We start from the raw sequence: 20,235 nt of genomic DNA on the forward strand, positions 1-20,235 counted from the left end.
AGTTGACAGCCGCTTTTCCTCAGGATACTCTTTAGTCAAGCAATGCATTACGGCTTAATAACAAGAGTTTGTTTGGAAAAGAGCTGTCAACTCTATTTCTATTGTTCCACCCTGTCGCTAAGTTATTACAAGGAGGAAAAGTATGAAGATCGTCTTTAAAGACCAATTACCATCTGATTCAAATCAAGTACTCGCTTTGTATGAGGGAGTTGGCTGGAGCGCCTATACTAAAGATCCCGAGCGTCTTTTAAAAGCGTTAGCCCACTCAGAGGTGATCACGGCCTATGTTGAAGAGCAGCTAGTGGGGCTTATCCGTTGCATAACCGATGGACAAACCATTCTTTATATTCAAGATCTATTAGTAGCATCTGAGTTTCAAGGTCAAAAAATTGGTCAGCGATTACTCAAAAAAATGCTGGCGAATCATCCATCAATACGGCAAAAGGTTTTGATTACGGACAACACAGAAAAAACGCGTCATTTTTATGAGGCGTGTGGCTTTTCCTCTGTGGAAGAGCAGCAAATTGCCGCATTTATCTATTCAGCAAAAAGCGAATAAGGAATAAGAAAATCGATGTGTCACTGAGAATATTTTTTTAGTTGCGTTGGGTTTTAAGAAGGAGTGGAGAAAAATGAAGATGCGCTTTGCGTTACTTTTTTTGTGTCTCTTTATTGGTGTTGGCGCTTGTGGAGGAAGTCTATTGGCGTTTAAAAGCATTGAGCCGTTAAGCAAAGGGGAGACATTTGCTGGTTTGGAAGCGGCCATGCTGCAAGGAACACCCTTCACGACCTTCTTAATTCCCGGCTTGTTTTTGTTCGCTATCTTAGGTTTGGGTAATCTGATTGTTGTTTTCCTCTTGCGGCTTAACAAAGGGTACCACGGGGTAATGCTTTTAGGCATGAGTTTAGTTGTCTGGATCATCGTGCAGGTCATCTTATTACAAGAATGGAATGTCTTGCATGTGATTTTCTTTTTGCTAGGGTTGCTCCAGTTTGCTTCAGCAGTCTACTTTGTCAGACGGTTGCATATTCCGTTGCCGTTTTCAGCTCATCAAAATTGATTAGATTCGAGATGTAGAGATGAAAAAAATTAAATTAATTGAAAGTTTGCTATGAAAAACATGGATTTTTGAAAAATTCTTCTTGAAATCATCCTTCGTTTTTAAAATTATGCTAAACTGAAAGAAGTTGAATTACTTTCTAGAATCAGGAGGATTTATTATTGGAGTTTCTTAAAAAATCAAAAATTTTTGCAGGTCTAGTGATCGTCTGTCTCTTAGGGATCGCGGTCTGGATCTATTCAAATATACTGTTTGTCTTTCGACCGCTGGAAGCCATCTTTTCTAGTGTCTTTTTACCAGTATTGATTTCAATTTTTATTTTTTACATCTTTTTACCTTTCTTTAATTGGGTAAAAAAAAGAACGAAAAAGAAAAGCATTGCGCTATATTCGACATTGCTGCTGATCGTTTTTGCAGCGTATTTGATCGTTCAGGTGATTGGACCAGCATTAGCCTATGAGATGGGGCGTTTTATCAATCAAATTCCCATCATCATCAATTTGGTGATCGATACTATTGATCATTCTTATTTAGAAGAATTATTTGGTCCTTTTATTGATTCGATTGATATTTCCCAAGCTAGCAACTTTGCCTTACAGTTTATTACCGGGGCAACCAATAGTCTGACGAGTTTGATCTCCATCGTTTCTCATTCAGCGATCGTCTTGTTTACGATCCCACTGTTATTAGTGTATATGTTTAAAGACGGTGAGAAAGTTCCTGATTTTTTGGCAAGTAAGACACCGAAAAACTATCAAGGCTTAATGCGACAACTTTGTAGTGATTTTCATCAAGCAGCGTCAGCGTACATCGGTGGGAAATTGCTGGTTTGTTCTTATGTTGCGGTTTCAAGCTATTTCATTTTTTCTTTGCTAGGCTTACAAAATGCCTTACTATTAGGATTAATTTGCGGCGTTCTGGACATTATTCCTTATTTCGGCCCCTTTATCGGAGCAGCACCAGCCTTTTTATTTGCGTTAAGTCAAGACATTCGAACAGCTATTTTTCTGATTGTCGGAATCACGATCATTCAGTTAGGTGAATCATATCTTGTTTCACCATTAGTGATGAAAAAAGTATTGCATATCCATCCAATCATTGCGGTTTTCTTATTATTGATTGCCGGCAACTTGCTTGGATTTGTAGGCATGATTGTGGCACTGCCAGTGTATTCGATCGTGATGGCAATGTCTGGTACATTGTTGCGTTTTTTTCAAGAACGAAAATTAGAACGATCTGTAATTGATAAAGATTCATTATAACGAAAATGTTCTACCTTGCTGTTGGAGCGGTCTCCATCAGCAGGTTTTTTTGTTTTTAAGCACTACGTAGCAAGGCCTAAAGACAAATGCTATACTTATTGAAACGAGAAGGACGATAGGAGTGAGGAAATGAAGGTTTTATGGAACGATCAAATCGTTGATCGAGAAGCGGTGAAAATTGACATTGAAGATCGCGGTTATCAGTATGGTGACGGAATCTATGAAGTGATTCGAATCTATAATGGTCGCTGCTTTATGTTAGGGGAGCATATGACTCGCTTAGAAAGTAGTGCGCAAAAAATTAAACTGACGTTGCCTTATACAATTCCCCAATTAACTGAAAACCTTAAGTTACTGGTTAAAACCGAAGGAATCACAGAAGGAGAGATCTATATTCAAATCACCAGAGGAATCGCCTCTCCCCGCAATCACGAGTTTCCGTCTGCTGGAGCAGTCAAAGGAGTCGTGACCGCAAATGTGATCCCCTTTGAACGACCTCTGGAAATGCAGCATGCAGGGCTATCTGCGACCGTTCTTCCAGATGAGCGTTGGTTGCATTGTGATATCAAATCATTGAGCTTGTTAGGAAATCTGTTAGCGCTAGATCAAGCGATCGAAGCGGGGTTCGATGATGCACTCCTGCAACGAGATGGATGTTTCACGGAAGCTTCGGCATCAAATCTCTGGTTTGTCATTGATGGTATCGTCTATACACATCCGGATGGACGCTTGGTATTACCAGGTATCACGAAAATGAAGGTGCTACAGTTGTGTCAGCAATTAGAAATTCCTTATCGAGAAGAACCTGTCCCTGTTGAGGCACTAAACAACGCGCAAGAATGTTTTTTGACCAATTCTGTCTGGGAAATTGTGCCTATCGTCAAAGTAGATGGGAAATCAGTTGGCAATGGTACATTGGGTTCGATCACGAAACGTTTGCAAGCAGCCTATATCGCTGCTACAAAGAGTATGTGCGAATCCTAGTTAACAAGCAAAAGAAACGATTCAAAAAAACTTTGGCCCACCCAGCATGTTTTATAGCTAGGTGGAACAAAGTTTTTTCTTGGATACAAGTGCAGATTTTACCATTCACTAGGATTCCACAATTTTCCGTCAAGTTCTCCTTGTTTCAATTCGATTCGAATTTCTTGCTGATGAAGCAACTTCTCTAGTTCTTGCAAAAATGCTTTTTCGTGATAGTCAGCTGTTTCTTTTATTGACTGCTCTATCAGTGGCTTCAGCCATTCGTGATCCATCACAGCACCTCCAATTCAGTTAAAGCGTCATCTAATTCGATCAACGTTTCATGGTTTTCCTGCAACAAGGATAGCAAAGGAGCAAGCTGCGGTTTTTCAGAAACCAAACGCGCCAGCTTTTCGCTAAACCATTGTTGCTTTTGATCAAATGTAAAGGGAGCCGGCATTAATAAAAGTTGCTGATAGGCAATGACAAAGGCTCGTTTCTCTTGTTCTGATTTATACATCAGTTGATCGAGGACAACGATGGGGAGTACCGTCATTTGGTGTTTTTTTGCCATGAGTACCAGTGGGTGCAAAATTTCATTGAAGGTCGTATTTTCTCGGCCGCCTAGCTGAAATTCTTTGGCGGCAACGCCGGTAGAAACGGCGAAACTGATTTCCTTGCCCACCAATGCAGGGGCACATTTTTCCCAAACCGTATCGATCCAAGCTTTCATTTTTGCTGGAACGCTGTACCAATATAGGGGGAATTGTAGAATCAAACGATCGCATGTTTGCAACAGCATCCGTTCATTGGCGAGAGAAAAATCAGAAAGATCATCAAGGAAATGCATGGTGACGTTAGGAAGCTTGGCACTTTCACTAAAGAATCGTTGGGAAAGCGAATTGTGGAAATCCGGATGGCTGGCTACCACTAAAGTTTTTATCATGAGACTGATCATCCTTTCCTATTACATTTACCATATTTTACCAAAAAGAGAAACTAGTCTGCTTTTCTTTTTGTCGAAGTTCTTCTCTTTTAGTTTCGTTTAAGGTACTTCTTTTATACTTGTTATAAGAAAAAGCCAGTAGCGGCTTAAGCGTGATAGAAATGGGGGAATAGAGGATGGAATCAAATGATCCCTTGATGAAAGGTCTAGCAACTATAATAAGGATCGTTGCAAATACAGTGAACTATGTCGAAAATGGACTTGCCAGTTGCAAACAACGAATTGATGGAAAGCGTCAAACGAAAGAAAATGATTACGGCAACGGGCAAGAGTTTACTGAAGTGACTGTCTACAGATGACCGATGCAAAGAAAATAACAAAGATGGCTCACTCCTCAAAGGGTGAGTCCTTTTTTTTATTTCAAGCCATTCATCATCAGTTTGTACTTTTGTTGAGGGAAGGTATAATGAGTAAATGAAGCATAGTGGAGACGGAAGAATGAAGCAATAGTAGGGAGGAGAAGCAGGTGATGAATCATTTATATAAACGAATCCAATACAAAATTCCAGAGCTGAACCGAGTAGAAAGAACGGTCCTTAACTATTGTTTAAGGGCGCCCGAGAAAGTTTCAGAAATGACGGCCGATGAGTTAGCTTCCCAAACGTACACCAGTCAAGCGACGATCAGCAGAATGGCAAAAAAGCTTGGCTTTACCGGTTTTCAAGAATTCAAATTTTCACTGAAGAATTATCAAACTCTTGAAAGAAAATCATCTACTCAAGCTTCTCTTGGCTTATCCCCACTGATCAAGCAAATGATTGACCAGCTGACGACATCCTTATCAATGATTGAAGAGGCTGACTTTCAGCGTGCTGTGGAAATGTTGCAGCAAGCACAACGAATCGAATTTTTTGCTTTAGGGCAAAGTGCGCCGGTTGCATTATCTGCGAGTCGAAAGTTGCGGTTCTTAGGAAAAACGGTTGGCGCTTCAACGGATTGGGATGAATTGACAACCATCGCTAATCAACTATCAAAAAAAGATATGGCTATTTTTATTAGTCATAGTGGGGAAACAATCGGGATGCTAAATTATGCTAACCGGTTGAAACAAAGAGGTGTGCCGATTTTAGCCTGTATTGGTCAATCAACAAGCACGTTGGAAAAGCTTGCCACCTTCTCTTTTTCTGTTGAAATGACAACGATTTATCATCATGAAGTCGATTTGAGCCCACGGATCTCTTTAGCAGCGTTACTGGATATTTTAATTATTCAATACGCCAATCAAATCGAACCAGGACTTGATCCTGAATGACCATTCCATTTTGTGAATGGTCATTCTTGTTTTGGTAACTGTATTGTAAGCCTTCTTGATATCGTTTACATTTTAAGAGATAAAAGTGTTAGGAGGAAATGATATGCAAAAAGGAAAGAAAGCAAGCTGGATGGAAATTTTTCAAGGACTTGGGAAAACATTTATGTTGCCAGTCGCTTTACTCGCATTCATGGGTTTATTTTTAGGGATTGGTAGTTCATTTTCATCTTCTTCAACGATCGACGTTTTCCCATTTTTAGGTGCCTCTTGGCTTCAAGTGGTTTTTCGTTTCATGTCAACGATCGGTGGGTTTGCCTTTAGTTACTTACCCGTCATGTTTGCGATGGCGATTCCTTTAGGTCTAGCACGAAAAGAGAAGGGAGTTGCGGCATTTTCAGGCTTTGTGGGCTATGTCGTGATGCATTTATCCATCAATTTTTATTTACAAGAAACGAATCAATTAGCTACTGCAGATCAACTTCGAGAAGCAGGACAAGAGATCGTTTTTGGCATTCAAACATTATCAATGGGTGTTCTAGGTGGTATTATCGCAGGATTGATCGTTTATAAATTGCATACGCGCTTCTACCATTTTCAATTGCCAGATAGTTTTGCCTTCTTTTCAGGAGCCCGGTTTGTTCCAATCATCACCTCGCTTACTTTAGCTGTGGTCGGGGTGATCATTCCGATGATTTGGCCATTGTTTGCTATGATCATCACAGGAATCGGACATTTGATCCAACAAGCTGGTCCTTTCGGTCCGTTCTTATTTGGTTCAGGTGAGCGCTTATTACTGCCATTTGGGTTACACCATATTTTGGTTTCCATGATTCGCTTTACCGAAGCAGGGGGAAGTCAGCTGATCGATGGTCAGCAAGTCTTTGGGGCGTTAAATATTTTTTATGCGGAATTACAAAACGGTTTAAGCATCTCACCAAGTGCAACGGCGTTCTTGTCTCAAGGGAAAATGCCAACCTTTATGTTTGGCTTACCGGCAGCAGCATTAGCTATGTACCAGACAGCAAAACCTGAGAATCGTTCAAAGATAAAAGGCTTGTTGATTTCAGGCGTCATTGCAACTTTTGTGACAGGAATTACTGAACCAATCGAATTTTTATTCTTATTCATCAGCCCTTTATTATGGATTTTTCATGTCATCATGACAGGTGCTGGATTTATGGTAATGAGTCTATTGGGTGTCACGATTGGAAATACCGATGGGGGCGTGCTTGATTTTCTTATCTTTGGCGTGATGCAAGGCGCATATACAAAATGGTGGCTCGTTCTGATCGTAGGAGCTTGCTGGTTTGCCCTGTATTACTTTGTTTTTAAAACAGTGATCCTTCGCAAGAACTTGAAGACACCTGGTAGAGAAGAGAACAATGATCAAACGAATGAGTTGGAAGAGGAAATGACCTATTCTGGAAAGAGTGGCTACGATGCCCATGGTATTTTGGCAGCTTTAGGGGGAGCAAGCAATATTGATTCTTTAGACAATTGCATTACACGGCTACGCCTCGTTCTAAACGATGGTACATTGGTTGATGATGAACGGCTAAAAAAACTAGGTGCGCTTGGGGTCGTTCACTTAGATGATACGAACGTTCAAGTAATCATTGGAACGAAAGTAACAACAGTCAGAAATCAACTTGATGCGATTCTTTAGCAAAATTGTCAAGTAGTAGGAGTGAAGAAAATGTTTTTTGATGAGCCAATCAATCGTAAAGGAACCCATTGTACCCAGTGGGATTATGTGGAAGACCGTTTTGGTGAAAAAAACTTGTTGCCATTTACGATTTCCGATACGGATTTCAAGGTGCCAGCTGCAGTTGAAGCGGCACTTATCAAGCGGATGCAGCACCCGGTATTTGGGTATACACGTTGGAATCATAATGAATTCAAGCAAGCGGTCTGCAAATGGTATTCTGAACGCTTTAAAAGTAGGATCGACAGCGATTGGCTGGTCTACAGTCCTTCCGTCATGTATAGCATCAAACTACTCGTCACCTTACTCAGCAATCCAGGAGATGGGATTATTATTCAGACGCCAGCGTATGATGCGTTTTATAAAATGATCAAAGAGAACAAAAGAAAAATCGTACCTAATGCACTCATCTATGATGCCAACTCGTATCGCATTGATTTTGAAGAGCTAACAAGATTGATGGCACAGCCTGAAAACAAAGTTCTTCTCTTATGTAGTCCTCATAACCCAACTGGGAGAGTCTGGCAAAAAGATGAGTTGCAACGAATGATCGAATTGGCGAAAACCCATGATGTATTTATCATCTCTGATGAGATTCATATGGATATTGTAAGAAAAGGACAAAGGCATCAACCAATCATTGATTTGTTGCAAAAAAAAGTAGCCCTTGTTACTTCGGGTAGCAAAACGTTTAATTTCCCAGGGTTGATTTATTCTTATGGAATCATTCCTGACTCCAAATTGCGTGATCGCTTCTTAACTCAGTTAAAAGAAGCCGATGGGTTGAGCTCCACCAGTATTTTTGGCATGACCGCAACGATTGCTGCCTACGATAATGAAAGTAAGTGGGTGGATCAGCTCAATGACTATCTGGATGATAACATTGCTTATGTGATTGCTTATTTACAGGAATATCATCCAGAACTCGTGGTCACGAAAAGCGAAGCCACGTATCTTATGTGGATTGATTGTACAGCACTGGATTTAACGATGGTGGAATTGCAGCAACGAATGATTCGTAAGGGAAAAGTCGCGATTATGTCAGGGGAAATCTATGGGAATGAAGGGAGAAATTTTTTACGCCTAAACGTTGGCTGTTCGCGAGAAAAACTCATTGATGGATTGAACCGATTCACATTGAGTTTGACATAACAAAAAAGAACCCACTGAGCAATCAGAAAGATCCTGTATTCTTTCTGATCGCCAGTGGATTTTTTAGTCTTTCGTCCTGTGGGGAGTTGATGTAGTAGTAGCGGGGATTGGTTCAACGACATGGAAATAGCCTTTTTTGTCTTGAATGATCAGCATATCTTGCTGACTCTGGCTTTTGATGATTTCACCTTTAACAATTTCGTTGGTGACAGTCCGATAAATACTTGCAGTCATGCTCATTCCTCCCAACGTTTTTTCCCAACTGGTCTTCAATAGGGGGACCAGTACAAATCAATTGCTTGATTTGTACCAGCAAGGAAAAAGAAAACGAATTGGTATCTTTAGTATAGGAGAGCAATGTTTAGATTGCTGCAATTCCATGTAAAGTTTTTGTTAATCCTTTTATTTTCAACGATTGACTAATCGGCTAAAGAAAAACGCAAGGCCATTTTATTACTGCCAGACTCCACCATTTTTCCTAGTAACGTTGTTGCATTTTTTAAATACAGTTCGGCCATCTCAGCGTTGGCTTCTTCAAGCAGACGAGTAGGCTCCTTTTCAGCGGAAGCTTTACGATCAGTTTCTTGTTGGATGCGGCGACAAGCCGCCATCGTTTCCATTTCAAAACGGTTGGCAAGATCACTATAGCGATCGTAGTCGCTGTCCCCAATCAACGCCAAGGTGCGTCCTAACCAATAGCTATTTGTTGGATCGTAGGTCTTTGTCGTATCACAATAGCCAAGTGGGGTCTTAGTGATAGCTGCATAAAAGGGCACAACGCCGTTGAAGGTATTGGGGCCAAAGGCGAGCCAATGAATGCCAGCGATTGCTGCAGGCACGTGGTTGCGGATCTGCAAAATATGGACTTGCTGGTTGCGATTAAGAGCAATCGATCGAAATTGTGTTTTTTGTGTCTCGGTCCCTGTACCGTAAGGGTCAAAAGGCGTATTTTGGAAGTGGGAGCTCAATGCCCATTTTACATCTTCCACGGATAGCTTTTGTTTTGGGTAGCATACAAACGGGAGCTCTTGATCGATCGGTTCAGCAACTGTTCCGCTAAAGTGTTTTTGAATGTACCATGCCCGCGGGTTGTTGTAACGGGTATCTTTTTCTGAGGAGCTGCCAAAAATATGGCGTAGATTAATGCCTTCAAAATCAGGATTTAATTGATAGTCTTCAATCAACTGTTCGAGATCCTGCGAACACAACGTCATTTCTGAGGCGAAATCGAAGTGATCAATGTTTAAGCGATTGGGTGCCACGACATAGGCATCATCTGGTATGCGAACAGCTGCCCAGTGATGTCCACCGATGGTTTCCATATACCAAATTTCCTCGGCATCAGAAAACGCGATCCCGTTGGCTTCGTAGGTCCCATAGGTTTCTAAGAGTTCCCCTAGGCGAAGAACACCTTCTTTAGCGGAATGAATGTAAGGCAGTACAATGCTGACGAAATCAGCTTCCCCGATACCATCTTCCACATATGGATCAATGGCCAAAACGCGTGAATTGGTCGTAATCGTTTCTGTCGCAGTCATGGCGATATTTACTTCATTGATTCCTGAAGCTGCCCAGACTCCTTGGGATTCATCTGCTTCAGGTGTCGAAGTATAACGTAAGGGATCCTTAGGTAAACGGATTCGACAGCCGCTTAAAACGGCGTAAAATTCATTTCCTTGCTGTTCTGGAGTGATGACGACGAATTTTTGCGGTTCCGAACCGCTCCCTGAATCTTCATTACGGGCAATCATGGTCGAGCCGTCAATCGATGCTTTTTTTCCTACTAGTAAAGTGGTACAGGACGCTTTTTTTCTATCCATCTTTCCAACACTCCTTCATTTCTTCTTACGAATGATTGAAGCTAGTATACCCATAGTCACATGGATTTACAATGCTTTCTATAGAGGGGAACAAAAAAATTTCGCCTTTTTTATTTATTTTTAGTACAATAAGGTGTTGTAAAAAAAATCAAAGGAGCCATTATTATGAAGAAAACAGTAATTTTTAGTTATATTTTTTTACTAAGTCTGGTTTTTGCCGGATGTGCCAAACCATCGATGGATGCGGGTAACTCCTCTAGTGACTCTTCGTCAGTCCAACAAAATGCCGAAGAGCGCACTGCCCAAATCAGCTTCAATAATAAAAGTGAAGAGCAAGACCAGGAGATCGAAACCAAAACGGTCACTTTTAAAGAAGGGGTTTCTTTGATGACTATCATGAAAGAGAACTTTGACTTGGAAGAAAATCAAGGGATGATCACCAGCATCGACGGTTTAGCCCAAGATGAAAAAGCTGGCTATTATTGGACATATACGATCAATGATGAAATGATTACGACTGGGGCAGATGATACCTTTTTAGGAAACAACGATAAAGTGGTTTTCACCTATGAAAAATTCGAATAAACCACTTGTATTTGCTGGGAAAGAAATTGCTTATTTAGGGTTGCTTGTAGCAGCAGCCGTCGTCGGCAGGACACTTTTTCAACCTTTACCCAATGTTCAACCAATGACGGTGATCTTTTTATTAGTAACCATCCATTTAGGTCTTAGTCGTGGATTGATCGTTTGTCTGCTCTCGATGCTGATTACCAATTTTTACATGGGAATGGGGGTATGGACGATTGCCCAATTGATTAGCTATGCCGTCGTAATTTTTGGAATGTATCTATTATCAAAAAGCAAACTGTTTATGAAAAAGTTGTATTTACAAGTCATTTATAGTGTATTTGCAGGTTTTGCGTATGGCTTTGTGATATCTTGGATCAGTGTCAAGCTTTATGGGTTTCCTAGCTTTGGGGCTTACTATTTTCAAGGAGTGAGCTTTGATGCGTTGCATGCAGCGGGGAATGGCATCTTTTATTTGATGCTGGCACCGATTTTTCTGCGACTTTTCCAACACTACTATCCAAATAAAGACAGCGAAGGGCACTAAGCGCCTCGCTGTCTTTTTGCTTGACTCAGCAGTCGTGGTGACAAAAACGTCTATGTCTAGAGGAAAAGTCTTTGATAATCAAACGTGTTGAATGGGGCTATGTGAGGAAACAAGCAGGCATATTGTTGTGCAAAAGCGTTTTCTGCAGGTATCCTTAAGGTAGCTAAGGAAGGATGTGGCTTTTGATGAAATGGATCGTGAAAAAAGATGATTTAGAAAGCTACCGTGCGAAGTTCCATGGAAAACTGGCTGGTTATGCCGAGGAAGCCAAAATGATTGCCCTGCCAACACCAAAGTATTTTATCGTGGTGGTTGACGAAGAAAAAATCCACTTGATTCAGTTAGATCTGCAATTTCATGAAAAAGGGATGCAGACAATTATGATCCATGAGATCACAAAATTACAACTAGGCGGTGTGGTAAATAAAAAAGTTCAGATTCAGACACCTTCGTCCACTGTCAAATTAATGATCAAACCGTTGGCGATCGGTATCAAAGAGGAGCAAAAAGCCTTGATCGATCGGTTTACCAGAATGTCGCGATAAACATCGGAGGAACACGCGGGAAAAATCAGCTGGATTTTTTCAGAAAAAAAGCAAGGGCAGTTGTCTGCACTTGCTTTTCGTGAGTCCTGTTATTCTGGCGTACCGACGATTTTAATAAATTCATCGATATTCTTGATCTTCATATGTTTGATCACTAACTGTTCCCGCTTGTTCCATTTTCCTTCAACTTCTAATTGGTATTTATTTAATGGAAGGCGTAAGACATAGCTGGCTAAGTAGCGATCCTTAATAATGCAATTTACGATTTTGTGGTCTTCTAAAAGTTGGATACCTGTCAGCATCATTGGCGTTTCTTGAAAAACGCGGCTATTGACTAACAATCCAGTGTGGGTTTCGTTCATGGGATCTTCCTTTCTGATAAACCTGGGATAAATCATCTTTCTGTCTGTTATGTTACCTGATTTGCATCAGAAAGGCAATTCCTATAATAAATCCTCGTTATTATAGGTCAAGCACAAAGAAAGGAGGGAAACGACATGGTTGGGTATAATCGTTTCTCAAATGAGTTTCAAAAGGCTTCGAAAGAACTCCGTGAAGGGAAGAAGTCCAAAAATGCCAATAAGGGGCTGCGAACCCGACAAAAAATCGCTGCTGAAAAAGAGCAAAAAGCACAAAATGCTTTTTCGACTGGTTTTTTGATCGGTTCCTTCAGAGAGTTATTCCGCAAAAAATAAGCAAGTTCCGCTGCCAAAGCGGGACTTGCTTTTTGTTTAGAATAAATAATTGAAGAAGACACCATTGAGAAAGGAAAAGCTTAGATAGAATAGAAAAAGTGTTACGATATCCAGTGGTAAACCTTTTAGAATTGGCGGAATCGTGGCAATTTGATTCCGTGTATGAACCCCTGACAAAGCACAAGAAAAGAGGAAATACATGCCTACAGCAACAAATAAATTGGTTAAATAATCGGTATAGGGAAATTGGGTCACGGTGGCGATCGTCAGCAAGAAGACACTGACTAGGGTCGTCTTTTTTAGATCATTCGTCAAGAAACGTTTTTTTGCAGGAACGATCAGTAAACACAAGCCCCCCGCAATCAAGGCGATGATGGCAGCACTTACCAAGTTGGTGACCACTTGATTGCCATAGACGAAACGATTTTGAAGTAAAAGATAAAAGCTTAACCCACTGAACAAGTAAGCGACCGCAATGATCCCTGAGAGGAAAACCACCCGTGTCGTCACGTTCGGTTTTTTCTCTTTGACGGTTGGTGCCAAATTTTGACAGGCGTAATTTGTGAGTAGAATGACTAGAAAGACCACTAGCCGATTGGCGATCATCATAAGGAACCCTCCTTTTTTACGATTTAGCTCATGATTTTAAGGTTGAACGGGGTCTTTTTTCCTTCCCCTAATATGCGAAGGCGTAAGAAGCGATCAATAAGTGGGGTGAAACAATTCATGATCAAGATGGCATAGCTCATGCCTTCATTTGTAAAACCAAAGAAACGGAAGAGCACAACGAGGAGGCCAACGCCTAAGGCAAAAAGATTTTCTCCTGCTTTTGTTCCTGGTGTCGAAGAATAATCAGTCGCCATATAAATCGCACCCAACATGGCACCACCACTGATGATATGACCGATGACCGTTTGCCAACTGCCAGTAAAAAGTCCTTCTGGACCAAGGATAAAAGCAAAGAGCCCGATCGTCGCAAAGATAATCAGTGGGATACGAGGGGAGATGATTTTCTTGTAAACGAGAAAAATCCCACCCAACAGTAAAAGTAAGGCACTGGTTTCACCGATTCGTCCTCCGGTAAATCCTAAAAAGGCATCCACTAGTTCAGAGCCACTCAACGTTTCTCCTGCTTTCATGACAGCTAATGGTGTGGCACCAGAAACAACATCGTTCGCTGTAGCCTGCGAAACGACATCAGGTGCGATGCTGCCAAAAGGTGGATCAGGCCAACTGATTAGAAACATTTGGTTATAAAACAAGCCAATCAACAGGGCTCGACCGCCGAGGGCTGGATTTAGAAAATTATAACCAATACCGCCAAAAAATTCTTTGACGATGATTACGGCAAACGCCACCCCAATCACGGGAAAATACCAAGGTGCGGTTGGTGGGAGGTTCATCGTTAAAAGCAAGGCCGTCACGACGATGCTTAAATCGAAGCGAAACGGCCGTTTGACAAGATAGGACCAAAGTCCGTCGGCAGCAAACGCCGTGGCTAGTGCAATGAAAAACAAGCCATAAACTTTCAATCCAAAAAGGTAGCCAGAGAATAAAACTGCTGGCAGCAAGGCTAATACCACACACCCCATGATTTTAATGGTCTCGTCATTGCTGCGAATATGGGGGCTTGGGGGTGTTTCTTGATTTTTCCTTTGCTGAAAGAGACGTTCGCTATCGGAATCCTTGTAATAATCAGGCACTTTCCTTCGCCTCCTTTTGCAACTGGGCAACTTTGCCTTTTGCGGCAGTGATATTGGCAGCTAAGGAACGTTTAGCTGGGCAGACGAAGGTACAGGCACCACAATTGATACATGCTTCTGCCAATAATTCTTCACACTTTTGATAATCCCCCGCTCGATAAAACTGATCGATCTCCATTGGCATGAGGCGCATTGGACAAGCTTCGACACATTTGTTGCAGCGAATACAGGGATTTTCGGCATAGAGCCAATCGGTTTCTTCATTAAAAACAACGATGCCGTTGCTGCCTTTGGTGACCGGAACTTTCAAGGTTTTGACGGATTTTCCCATCATTGGTCCACCAAGAATCAATTTGCTGGGGGCTCCTTGAAAGCCGCCGGCAAAGTCGATCAATTCTCCTGCGAGTGTTCCTAACGGATTTTTGACGATGCAGGGATTTTGAACATCGCCGGTAACGGTTGTATAGCGTTCAATCAACGGTTTGTCATAACAGACCGCTTCGGCGATGGCAAAGCTGGTGGCAACATTGATCAAGACGATACCGATATCGGCAGTCAAACCACCTAACGGCACCTCTTGATCGGTCAATAACTCTACTAACTGCTTTTCACCACCGGTTGGATAAACAGTTGGGACAGTAACGACTTCTATCGTGTCATCCTCTGCACTTGCGGCTTGCATGGCTGAAATGGCTCTTGGTTTGTCATCTTCGATGCCTATTATGATTTTTGGACCATCCAGTAACTTTTGGGCGATCTTTGCACCGTGAATGATTTTCTGGGCTTCTTTTTGCATTAAGAAAGCATCACTGCGTAAGAACGGCTCACATTCAGAACCATTTAAGATCAAAGTATGGATTTTTTGGGTTTCATCAATACTGAATTTGACATGGGTGGGAAACGTTGCACCGCCTTTGCCGGCGACGCCGCCTTGACGGATTTTGTTGAGGATGGTTTCGTTAGCAGCAGATTGCCAGTCGAAGGGGGCTGACAAAAAATCATTTTGATAAGCATAATCATTTTCAATGATGATGGTTTTTCCTTCTTCATTGTTTTGATTCGGCCAATCGACCATGTCGACGATTTTACCCGAAACAGATGCATGAATTTTGGCAGATACAAACGCATCAGACTCAGCGATCACTTGCCCTTGCTTGACGTAATCACCAACGGAAACAATCGGTTCCACCGGAGCACCAATATGTTGTGCTAAAGGGATAAAGACCATCGTGGGTGAAAAGGTAAGAATTTCATCTTGTTCGATCATTAATTTTTCTTTTAACATTTTTAATGGGGGACTTAGTGAAATACCGCCAGTAAATGTTCTCATAACCAACACTCCTTTCTCTCCTAAGTTTATTCTAGCATGCCATAAGGAATCACAAAACCCAAAACGCTTACATTTCACAAGAAAAACTTCTTTCGGTTGACATATGATTGTTTATTCATATATAATAAGTCTATAAATATGATTGATCGTTCATATGATAGATGGACTAGAGGAGGTTTTACTGATGGCTGAACATACTTGTCAACATGATCACACAAAAACGGAGGGGCATTCTCATACTCACGATCATGGGACTCTCCCACGTAACATTTATTTTGTAGGCTTACTGCTCTTTATACTGGCACTTTTTGTTCCGAACCAATGGGTGAAAGATGGGTTTTATTTTGCTGCGGTTTTATTAGCAGGTTATCACATTTCGTGGGAAGGAATCGAGGATACCATAAAGAGTACCAGAGCCAATCGGCGATTCACACCGAATGTACATCTTTTGATGTTGTTGGCAGCGATTGGTTCCATGGTCATAGGAAATTTTAATGAAGCAGCTTTGTTGATTTTGATTTTTGCAGGCGCTCACTTCTTAGAAGAATACGCCGAGGGACAAAGTCGAAGAGAAATCACCAATCTTCTCAAATTGAATCCCACGGAAGCCCGTTTGATGGGTCCGGATGGGAAAACCAAAAAAATTGCCGCTTCTGAGATAAAAAAAGGAGATATTTTGCAAGTGCTACCTGGTGATCAGTTAGCAACAGATGGCGTAATCCTTTCTGGAACGAGTGCCATCAATGAAGCTTCGATCAATGGGGAAAGTATTCCTCGAGAAAAGACTACAGGAGACGAAGTCTATGGGAGTACGATTAATGGAAACGGCACATTTTTGATGGAAGTCACGAAAGACAGCTCTGAAACAGTCTTCGCAAAAATTCTTTCAGTGGTGGAAGCGGCGCAATCAAATCAATCACCGACCGAAACACGAATCAAAAAAATCGAACCAATCTATGTAACAGTTGTTTTCATTGCAGTTCCTTTGTTCATTTTGACTGCACCGTTTCTCTTTGGTTGGGATTGGTATACAAGTTTTTATCGTGGGATCGTAATGATGATTGCGGCTTCTCCTTGTGCTTTAGCGGCAAGCGCCGTCCCTGCTAGTTTATCGGCGATCTCGAATCTAGCGAAAAAAGGGATTCTTTTTAAAGGGAGCAATTACTTGACCAATTTCGCTCAGATCAAAGCGGTGGCTTTTGACAAAACGGGAACTTTGACCGTCGGAAAACCTACAGTCACGGAAGCCGTTTTCGCTGATACGATCGATCGAGCAGAGGCAGCAGCGGTCATCGTTTCGATGGAAAAGCAAGCCAACCACCCATTAGCAGATGCGATCGTTACTTATTTCGAGAAGACAGAGAAAATACGAGAAATCGAACAGTTGACTGTCACAAACGAGATTGGTTCCGGTTTAGGTGCCGTCGCAGGAACAAAAACCTATCGATTAGGAAAAAGAACCGAAAACACCCAGTTAACAGGTTTGATGGAGCAACAGTACCGTCAATTGGAAGCGCAAGGAAAAACAATGGTCGTGTTTTCCATCAACGAAGAGGTTACGGCGATCATCGCATTGATGGATGAGCCGAACGAACAGGCAGCTTCTGTGATTCATTATTTGAAAAATGAAGGTATCCATACTGTTATGATTACCGGAGACAGTGCTTCTGCTGGTGAAGCAATCGGTCAGCGCTTAAAGGTTGACCAAGTGGCTGCCAATGTTTTGCCTGAGAACAAAGCGGAAGCGGTACGAGCACTCCAAGAAGCATACGGACAAACCGCCATGGTGGGTGATGGTATCAATGATGCCCCTGCACTTGTTCAAGCAGACATCGGCTTTGCGATGGGGGAAGGGTCAGATGTTGCGATTGAAGTAGGAGACGCAGTGATCATGAAGAATGATCTTTCGCGTTTTGCATATGCCTATCGCTTAGCGAAGAAGATGGATCGGATCATTTGGCAAAATATTTTTTTCTCCATGTTTATCGTCGCGTTATTAGTCGGCTTGAATCTATTCGGCATGATGAACATTGGGTTGGGGGTATTTGCCCATGAAGGCAGTACATTGATCGTATTGTTTAACGGGTTACGTCTTTTGCGTAAACTGCCAGAAGCATAAAAAAAGCGGCTATCGAAAGATAGCTGCTTTTTTAATGACTGAATTGTGTCGAAGTTGGAAAATCAAAGGCATCGATTTTTTGTAATCGATTTTCGATCCTTCTTAGAATTCCTTCAGAGGATTCTAACGGTTTGATTGCATGATAAGCAGTCAGCAATAGGACTTTTTCTTTAGCAGGACGATTTTCGATGCGATAGATATTGGCTAATCGTTCAACATATTCGTAATGACTATAGTCCGTTTTATTGATCAAGAAGTGCAAGAGATCTTTTGCTTTCGCATAGTCTTCTTGAAGATAGAAACTGATCGCTTCACGATACAATTTGATATCGAGTTCTTCGATTTGTTCTGGATTCGCTTTTAACGCACGCCACTCATTGATCGAGATTTTTCGTACGACTTTGCCAGTTGCATCGGTCAAAAAAATTACCGGTACATCGTTTGGATGTTTTGCTTCTTGCTTGATTTTCTTCATGTCGCACCTCCCGCGTGTCAATGGACTGACTGTTTGATATCTCCTATTTTAAAAGGAATAGCGGGAAAAGTCTACATGTAGATGTTAGATTCGTAGGAAATTTTAAAACATTCTCATTTATTAGGCTCTTTTTCGTTGAAAATGGTTGACCGCATCGGAGGCACCCATGAAAATCAAGATCCCGCCAAAAATTTGGAAGAATAACAACCAAGTGGCGAAGGGATTCAATACTAGGATGATCCCTGCAGCAATGATCAATAGACTGATGATCAAGCTAGTGATATAAGGTAAGCCAATGCGTTTTTGGTTAAAGCTTGCCATCAATCGGGTGCAACCGCTGATGGTGATCATGATTCCTAAGAAAAATGGCACGATGGCAAGTAATCCTTTGGCAAAAACTAAAATCGCAGCTGCCGCAATCAACAGTAAGATACCAGAGACGGATTGCACATTGCGATAGCCCTTTTGTTTTTCTTTGTAGCTCGTATACAAGCTGATAATCCCTAGACATGCGATGTATCCGGCAACGAGATAAACGATCGTGTTGAAAACAGATCGTGGTGCAATCAAGATAATGAAGCCGAAGACGATATATACGACGGCACGAAGCAAGTCATAGCGTTGTAATTTATCAAAAAATGCATTCATGATAATTCCTCCTTTTTTTCTTATTGTACCGAATTCTGGTGAAAATAGATATCAAAAAACCTAGGAAATAGACTAAGCCTTTTGTAACAGATCATTTTTTGGTAAAATAGGGAAAAGAAAACAGAACGGAGAGTTTTATGAGTGGGTTAACGCTATTGATGTGTGCCTTTACGATCGTTTTGTACCTCTATTTATTGGTGGTACGCAAAGAGATTCACTTTATTGCTGTTGAGCGCAAACTAAGCAAAATCGCTATTACGATCTTTTCAGTAATGATTATCCTATCCATGTTGATGATGGATGACCAATTGGATAATCAGGTGCGAGGAATCGTTTCAGGTTTTGTCTTTTTAAGCTTTGTGCTAGACAGCCGCGGGTTAGCCCTAGATCGAATTATTGTCCATCCAATGAGTATTAAAGGGGTACTGTACCAAGACATTGATCGGGTCGTATTATTTCAAGAAAAGGAAGGGCAGCCCATCAAGATGAACTATTTTCGAAAAGGGATGCGGGGACCATTAATGAAATTCAAACAACCGTTAGCTGAATTGGTGGTTTTTTTGTCGGAGCACTTGAATGAAGGAACACCGATCGATATTCTGGTCGATCATGATCAAGGAAAAAATGACTAAAAGACCCTTGATTGCTGCCGTATGTGGCCGTAATCAAGGGTCTTTTTTTTAAAATCGGGAATCGTTTTTAATGGAAAACGCGGAAACGTTCGTCATCATTTAAAAATTCTTTTTCATTTGGTTCGCTTTGTTTTGAACCAAAAACTAATTGGGCCCGCAGCTGCCAATTTTCAGGAATTGACCATTCAGCTACAACAGCATCATCAATTACTGGATTATAATGTTGTAAGTTGGCGCCTAATCCGGCTTCTTCTAAAGCTACCCAAACATTCGCTTGGGCAATCCCATTCGATTGTTCTGCCCAGACCGGGAAGTTATCTGCATAAAGGGCAAATTGGTCTTGCAAGTTCTTAACGGTATCTGTGTGAATAAAGAATAGAACGGTCCCATAACCTGCTTTAAAGCCAGCAAGTTTTTGTTTCGTTGCTTCAAACGCCTCCGGTGGTGTCAATGGTTCTAAAGCAACCTCCGTTAACGTCCATAATTTTTCGTGGGCATCGCCAAATAAAATCACGGCACGTGGCGATTGTGCGTTAAAAGCAGTTGGGCTGTTTTTTACTGCTTCTTTCACGATGGCTTCGATTTCTGTATCTGAGAGTGAAACATCTTTGCCTAATCCATAGATTGAACGGCGCTGTTTGATCGTATCAAGAAATTTTGTCATAGTATTCCACCTTTTCTATTGTCATAGAATGAAGTATACATTCTTACTTAATGTTAGTAAAACAAAATGCTTTGTAAGAAAAAAGTCAG

The 20,235-nt window shown here is 41.4% G+C and carries 25 protein-coding genes; 14 read left to right on the forward strand and 11 right to left on the reverse strand.

What is annotated here, in order from left to right; translation table 11 throughout:
- The first annotated feature begins 142 nt into the window (after positions 1-142).
- The 4 genes from A5883_RS06485 to dat all read left to right on the forward strand — a co-directional run bounded on the left by A5883_RS06485 (position 143) and on the right by dat (position 3,307).
- Positions 143-559, forward strand: a complete 417-nt coding sequence (locus A5883_RS06485) for a GNAT family N-acetyltransferase (RefSeq protein WP_005236183.1) — start codon at positions 143-145, stop codon at positions 557-559.
- A 73-nt stretch (positions 560-632) separates the two neighbouring features.
- Positions 633-1,061: a hypothetical protein gene (locus A5883_RS06490; RefSeq protein WP_008381958.1), complete on the forward strand. Its 429-nt coding sequence runs from the start codon at positions 633-635 to the stop codon at positions 1,059-1,061.
- 161 nt (positions 1,062-1,222) lie between these two features.
- Complete coding sequence (locus tag A5883_RS06495) at positions 1,223-2,323, forward strand: AI-2E family transporter (RefSeq protein WP_008381956.1); 1,101 nt, start codon at positions 1,223-1,225, stop codon at positions 2,321-2,323.
- 129 nt (positions 2,324-2,452) lie between these two features.
- Complete coding sequence (gene dat / locus A5883_RS06500; RefSeq protein WP_086338181.1) at positions 2,453-3,307, forward strand: D-amino-acid transaminase; 855 nt, start codon at positions 2,453-2,455, stop codon at positions 3,305-3,307.
- A 98-nt stretch (positions 3,308-3,405) separates the two neighbouring features.
- Here dat and A5883_RS19120 read toward each other — a convergent pair whose 3' ends face one another.
- Positions 3,406-3,579, reverse strand: a complete 174-nt coding sequence (locus A5883_RS19120; protein WP_005236169.1) for a hypothetical protein — start codon at positions 3,577-3,579, stop codon at positions 3,406-3,408.
- A complete protein-coding gene (locus A5883_RS06505; RefSeq protein WP_035007267.1) occupies positions 3,579-4,244 on the reverse strand; it encodes an NAD(P)H-dependent oxidoreductase in 666 nt (221 codons plus the stop codon). Before A5883_RS06505 ends, A5883_RS19120 begins: the two co-directional genes overlap by 1 nt.
- 164 nt (positions 4,245-4,408) lie before the next feature.
- Here A5883_RS06505 and A5883_RS06510 point away from each other — a divergent pair, with 164 nt between their 5' ends.
- The 4 genes from A5883_RS06510 (at position 4,409) to A5883_RS06525 (ending at position 8,401) form a co-directional block, all read left to right on the forward strand.
- Positions 4,409-4,591, forward strand: a complete 183-nt coding sequence (locus A5883_RS06510) for a hypothetical protein (RefSeq protein WP_008381949.1) — start codon at positions 4,409-4,411, stop codon at positions 4,589-4,591.
- A gap of 170 nt (positions 4,592-4,761) precedes the next feature.
- Positions 4,762-5,544, forward strand: a complete 783-nt coding sequence (locus tag A5883_RS06515; RefSeq protein WP_005236161.1) for a MurR/RpiR family transcriptional regulator — start codon at positions 4,762-4,764, stop codon at positions 5,542-5,544.
- Between the two features lie 103 nt (positions 5,545-5,647).
- Positions 5,648-7,210: a maltose/glucose-specific PTS transporter subunit IIBC gene (gene malX / locus A5883_RS06520; protein ID WP_008381946.1), complete on the forward strand. Its 1,563-nt coding sequence runs from the start codon at positions 5,648-5,650 to the stop codon at positions 7,208-7,210.
- Positions 7,211-7,240: 30 nt separating this feature from the next.
- Positions 7,241-8,401 carry a MalY/PatB family protein gene (locus tag A5883_RS06525; protein ID WP_008381945.1) on the forward strand — a complete coding sequence of 387 codons (1,161 nt, stop codon included), beginning with the start codon at positions 7,241-7,243 and terminating at the stop codon, positions 8,399-8,401.
- A 63-nt stretch (positions 8,402-8,464) separates the two neighbouring features.
- Here A5883_RS06525 and A5883_RS06530 read toward each other — a convergent pair whose 3' ends face one another.
- A complete protein-coding gene (locus A5883_RS06530) occupies positions 8,465-8,635 on the reverse strand; it encodes a hypothetical protein (protein WP_005236154.1) in 171 nt (56 codons plus the stop codon).
- A 185-nt stretch (positions 8,636-8,820) separates the two neighbouring features.
- On the reverse strand, positions 8,821-10,221 hold the full coding sequence (locus A5883_RS06535) for a C69 family dipeptidase (protein WP_005236152.1): 1,401 nt from the start codon (positions 10,219-10,221) through the stop codon (positions 8,821-8,823).
- 165 nt (positions 10,222-10,386) lie between these two features.
- On the opposite strand from A5883_RS06535, the gene A5883_RS06545 reads away from it, so the two are divergent.
- The 3 genes from A5883_RS06545 to A5883_RS06555 all read left to right on the forward strand — a co-directional run bounded on the left by A5883_RS06545 (position 10,387) and on the right by A5883_RS06555 (position 11,880).
- Complete coding sequence (locus A5883_RS06545) at positions 10,387-10,806, forward strand: DUF4430 domain-containing protein (protein WP_016612115.1); 420 nt, start codon at positions 10,387-10,389, stop codon at positions 10,804-10,806.
- A complete protein-coding gene (locus A5883_RS06550) occupies positions 10,790-11,335 on the forward strand; it encodes a hypothetical protein (protein WP_005236149.1) in 546 nt (181 codons plus the stop codon). The genes A5883_RS06545 and A5883_RS06550 overlap by 17 nt, the downstream gene beginning before the upstream one ends.
- Before the next feature lie 173 nt (positions 11,336-11,508).
- Complete coding sequence (locus A5883_RS06555) at positions 11,509-11,880, forward strand: hypothetical protein (RefSeq protein ID WP_005236147.1); 372 nt, start codon at positions 11,509-11,511, stop codon at positions 11,878-11,880.
- Positions 11,881-11,969: 89 nt separating this feature from the next.
- On the opposite strand, the gene A5883_RS06560 is transcribed toward A5883_RS06555, so the two are convergent.
- The gene (locus tag A5883_RS06560; protein ID WP_005226206.1) at positions 11,970-12,242 is read right to left on the reverse strand and encodes a hypothetical protein; all 273 of its coding nucleotides are present in this window, start codon (positions 12,240-12,242) and stop codon (positions 11,970-11,972) included.
- A gap of 135 nt (positions 12,243-12,377) precedes the next feature.
- Between A5883_RS06560 and A5883_RS06565 the strand changes: the two genes are divergently transcribed.
- Positions 12,378-12,575 carry a hypothetical protein gene (locus A5883_RS06565; RefSeq protein WP_005236143.1) on the forward strand — a complete coding sequence of 66 codons (198 nt, stop codon included), beginning with the start codon at positions 12,378-12,380 and terminating at the stop codon, positions 12,573-12,575.
- A 36-nt stretch (positions 12,576-12,611) separates the two neighbouring features.
- On the opposite strand, the gene A5883_RS06570 is transcribed toward A5883_RS06565, so the two are convergent.
- The 3 genes from A5883_RS06570 to rsxC are packed head-to-tail and all read right to left on the reverse strand — an operon-like array spanning position 12,612 to position 15,608.
- Positions 12,612-13,184: a hypothetical protein gene (locus A5883_RS06570; RefSeq protein ID WP_005236140.1), complete on the reverse strand. Its 573-nt coding sequence runs from the start codon at positions 13,182-13,184 to the stop codon at positions 12,612-12,614.
- A 23-nt stretch (positions 13,185-13,207) separates the two neighbouring features.
- Complete coding sequence (locus A5883_RS06575) at positions 13,208-14,278, reverse strand: RnfABCDGE type electron transport complex subunit D (protein WP_005236139.1); 1,071 nt, start codon at positions 14,276-14,278, stop codon at positions 13,208-13,210.
- Positions 14,271-15,608 carry an electron transport complex subunit RsxC gene (rsxC, locus tag A5883_RS06580; RefSeq protein WP_005236138.1) on the reverse strand — a complete coding sequence of 446 codons (1,338 nt, stop codon included), beginning with the start codon at positions 15,606-15,608 and terminating at the stop codon, positions 14,271-14,273. Before rsxC ends, A5883_RS06575 begins: the two co-directional genes overlap by 8 nt.
- A gap of 184 nt (positions 15,609-15,792) precedes the next feature.
- Between rsxC and A5883_RS06585 the strand changes: the two genes are divergently transcribed.
- Positions 15,793-17,727, forward strand: a complete 1,935-nt coding sequence (locus A5883_RS06585) for a heavy metal translocating P-type ATPase (RefSeq protein ID WP_086299473.1) — start codon at positions 15,793-15,795, stop codon at positions 17,725-17,727.
- A gap of 31 nt (positions 17,728-17,758) precedes the next feature.
- Here the strand turns inward: A5883_RS06585 and A5883_RS06590 are convergent, their stop codons facing one another.
- On the reverse strand, positions 17,759-18,202 hold the full coding sequence (locus A5883_RS06590) for a hypothetical protein (protein WP_008381931.1): 444 nt from the start codon (positions 18,200-18,202) through the stop codon (positions 17,759-17,761).
- Positions 18,203-18,322: 120 nt separating this feature from the next.
- Positions 18,323-18,850: an HdeD family acid-resistance protein gene (locus tag A5883_RS06595; protein ID WP_005226199.1), complete on the reverse strand. Its 528-nt coding sequence runs from the start codon at positions 18,848-18,850 to the stop codon at positions 18,323-18,325.
- A gap of 137 nt (positions 18,851-18,987) precedes the next feature.
- Here A5883_RS06595 and A5883_RS06600 point away from each other — a divergent pair, with 137 nt between their 5' ends.
- A complete protein-coding gene (locus A5883_RS06600) occupies positions 18,988-19,482 on the forward strand; it encodes a hypothetical protein (RefSeq protein WP_005236128.1) in 495 nt (164 codons plus the stop codon).
- A gap of 67 nt (positions 19,483-19,549) precedes the next feature.
- Here A5883_RS06600 and A5883_RS06605 read toward each other — a convergent pair whose 3' ends face one another.
- Complete coding sequence (locus A5883_RS06605) at positions 19,550-20,146, reverse strand: nitroreductase family protein (RefSeq protein WP_008381927.1); 597 nt, start codon at positions 20,144-20,146, stop codon at positions 19,550-19,552.
- Positions 20,147-20,235: the final 89 nt, after the last annotated feature.

This window comes from Enterococcus sp. 5B3_DIV0040 (assembly GCF_002140755.1).
Taxonomy (GTDB): domain Bacteria; phylum Bacillota; class Bacilli; order Lactobacillales; family Enterococcaceae; genus Enterococcus_D; species Enterococcus_D casseliflavus.

Excerpts from the sequence above, each read along its gene's own strand:
- A5883_RS06485 (WP_005236183.1), top strand. The coding sequence starts at position 143 with ATGAAGATCGTCTTTAAAGACCAATTACCATCTGATTCAAATCAAGTA.
- A5883_RS06490 (WP_008381958.1), top strand. The coding sequence starts at position 633 with ATGAAGATGCGCTTTGCGTTACTTTTTTTGTGTCTCTTTATTGGTGTT.
- dat (WP_086338181.1), top strand. The coding sequence starts at position 2,453 with ATGAAGGTTTTATGGAACGATCAAATCGTTGATCGAGAAGCGGTGAAA.
- A5883_RS19120 (WP_005236169.1), bottom strand. The coding sequence starts at position 3,579 with ATGGATCACGAATGGCTGAAGCCACTGATAGAGCAGTCAATAAAAGAA.
- A5883_RS06505 (WP_035007267.1), bottom strand. The coding sequence starts at position 4,244 with ATGATCAGTCTCATGATAAAAACTTTAGTGGTAGCCAGCCATCCGGAT.
- A5883_RS06510 (WP_008381949.1), top strand. The coding sequence starts at position 4,409 with ATGGAATCAAATGATCCCTTGATGAAAGGTCTAGCAACTATAATAAGG.
- A5883_RS06515 (WP_005236161.1), top strand. The coding sequence starts at position 4,762 with ATGAATCATTTATATAAACGAATCCAATACAAAATTCCAGAGCTGAAC.
- malX (WP_008381946.1), top strand. The coding sequence starts at position 5,648 with ATGCAAAAAGGAAAGAAAGCAAGCTGGATGGAAATTTTTCAAGGACTT.
- A5883_RS06525 (WP_008381945.1), top strand. The coding sequence starts at position 7,241 with ATGTTTTTTGATGAGCCAATCAATCGTAAAGGAACCCATTGTACCCAG.
- A5883_RS06530 (WP_005236154.1), bottom strand. The coding sequence starts at position 8,635 with ATGACTGCAAGTATTTATCGGACTGTCACCAACGAAATTGTTAAAGGT.
- A5883_RS06535 (WP_005236152.1), bottom strand. The coding sequence starts at position 10,221 with ATGGATAGAAAAAAAGCGTCCTGTACCACTTTACTAGTAGGAAAAAAA.
- A5883_RS06545 (WP_016612115.1), top strand. The coding sequence starts at position 10,387 with ATGAAGAAAACAGTAATTTTTAGTTATATTTTTTTACTAAGTCTGGTT.
- A5883_RS06550 (WP_005236149.1), top strand. The coding sequence starts at position 10,790 with ATGAAAAATTCGAATAAACCACTTGTATTTGCTGGGAAAGAAATTGCT.
- A5883_RS06555 (WP_005236147.1), top strand. The coding sequence starts at position 11,509 with ATGTGGCTTTTGATGAAATGGATCGTGAAAAAAGATGATTTAGAAAGC.
- A5883_RS06560 (WP_005226206.1), bottom strand. The coding sequence starts at position 12,242 with ATGAACGAAACCCACACTGGATTGTTAGTCAATAGCCGCGTTTTTCAA.
- A5883_RS06565 (WP_005236143.1), top strand. The coding sequence starts at position 12,378 with ATGGTTGGGTATAATCGTTTCTCAAATGAGTTTCAAAAGGCTTCGAAA.
- A5883_RS06570 (WP_005236140.1), bottom strand. The coding sequence starts at position 13,184 with ATGATGATCGCCAATCGGCTAGTGGTCTTTCTAGTCATTCTACTCACA.
- rsxC (WP_005236138.1), bottom strand. The coding sequence starts at position 15,608 with ATGAGAACATTTACTGGCGGTATTTCACTAAGTCCCCCATTAAAAATG.
- A5883_RS06585 (WP_086299473.1), top strand. The coding sequence starts at position 15,793 with ATGGCTGAACATACTTGTCAACATGATCACACAAAAACGGAGGGGCAT.
- A5883_RS06590 (WP_008381931.1), bottom strand. The coding sequence starts at position 18,202 with ATGAAGAAAATCAAGCAAGAAGCAAAACATCCAAACGATGTACCGGTA.
- A5883_RS06595 (WP_005226199.1), bottom strand. The coding sequence starts at position 18,850 with ATGAATGCATTTTTTGATAAATTACAACGCTATGACTTGCTTCGTGCC.
- A5883_RS06600 (WP_005236128.1), top strand. The coding sequence starts at position 18,988 with ATGAGTGGGTTAACGCTATTGATGTGTGCCTTTACGATCGTTTTGTAC.
- A5883_RS06605 (WP_008381927.1), bottom strand. The coding sequence starts at position 20,146 with ATGACAAAATTTCTTGATACGATCAAACAGCGCCGTTCAATCTATGGA.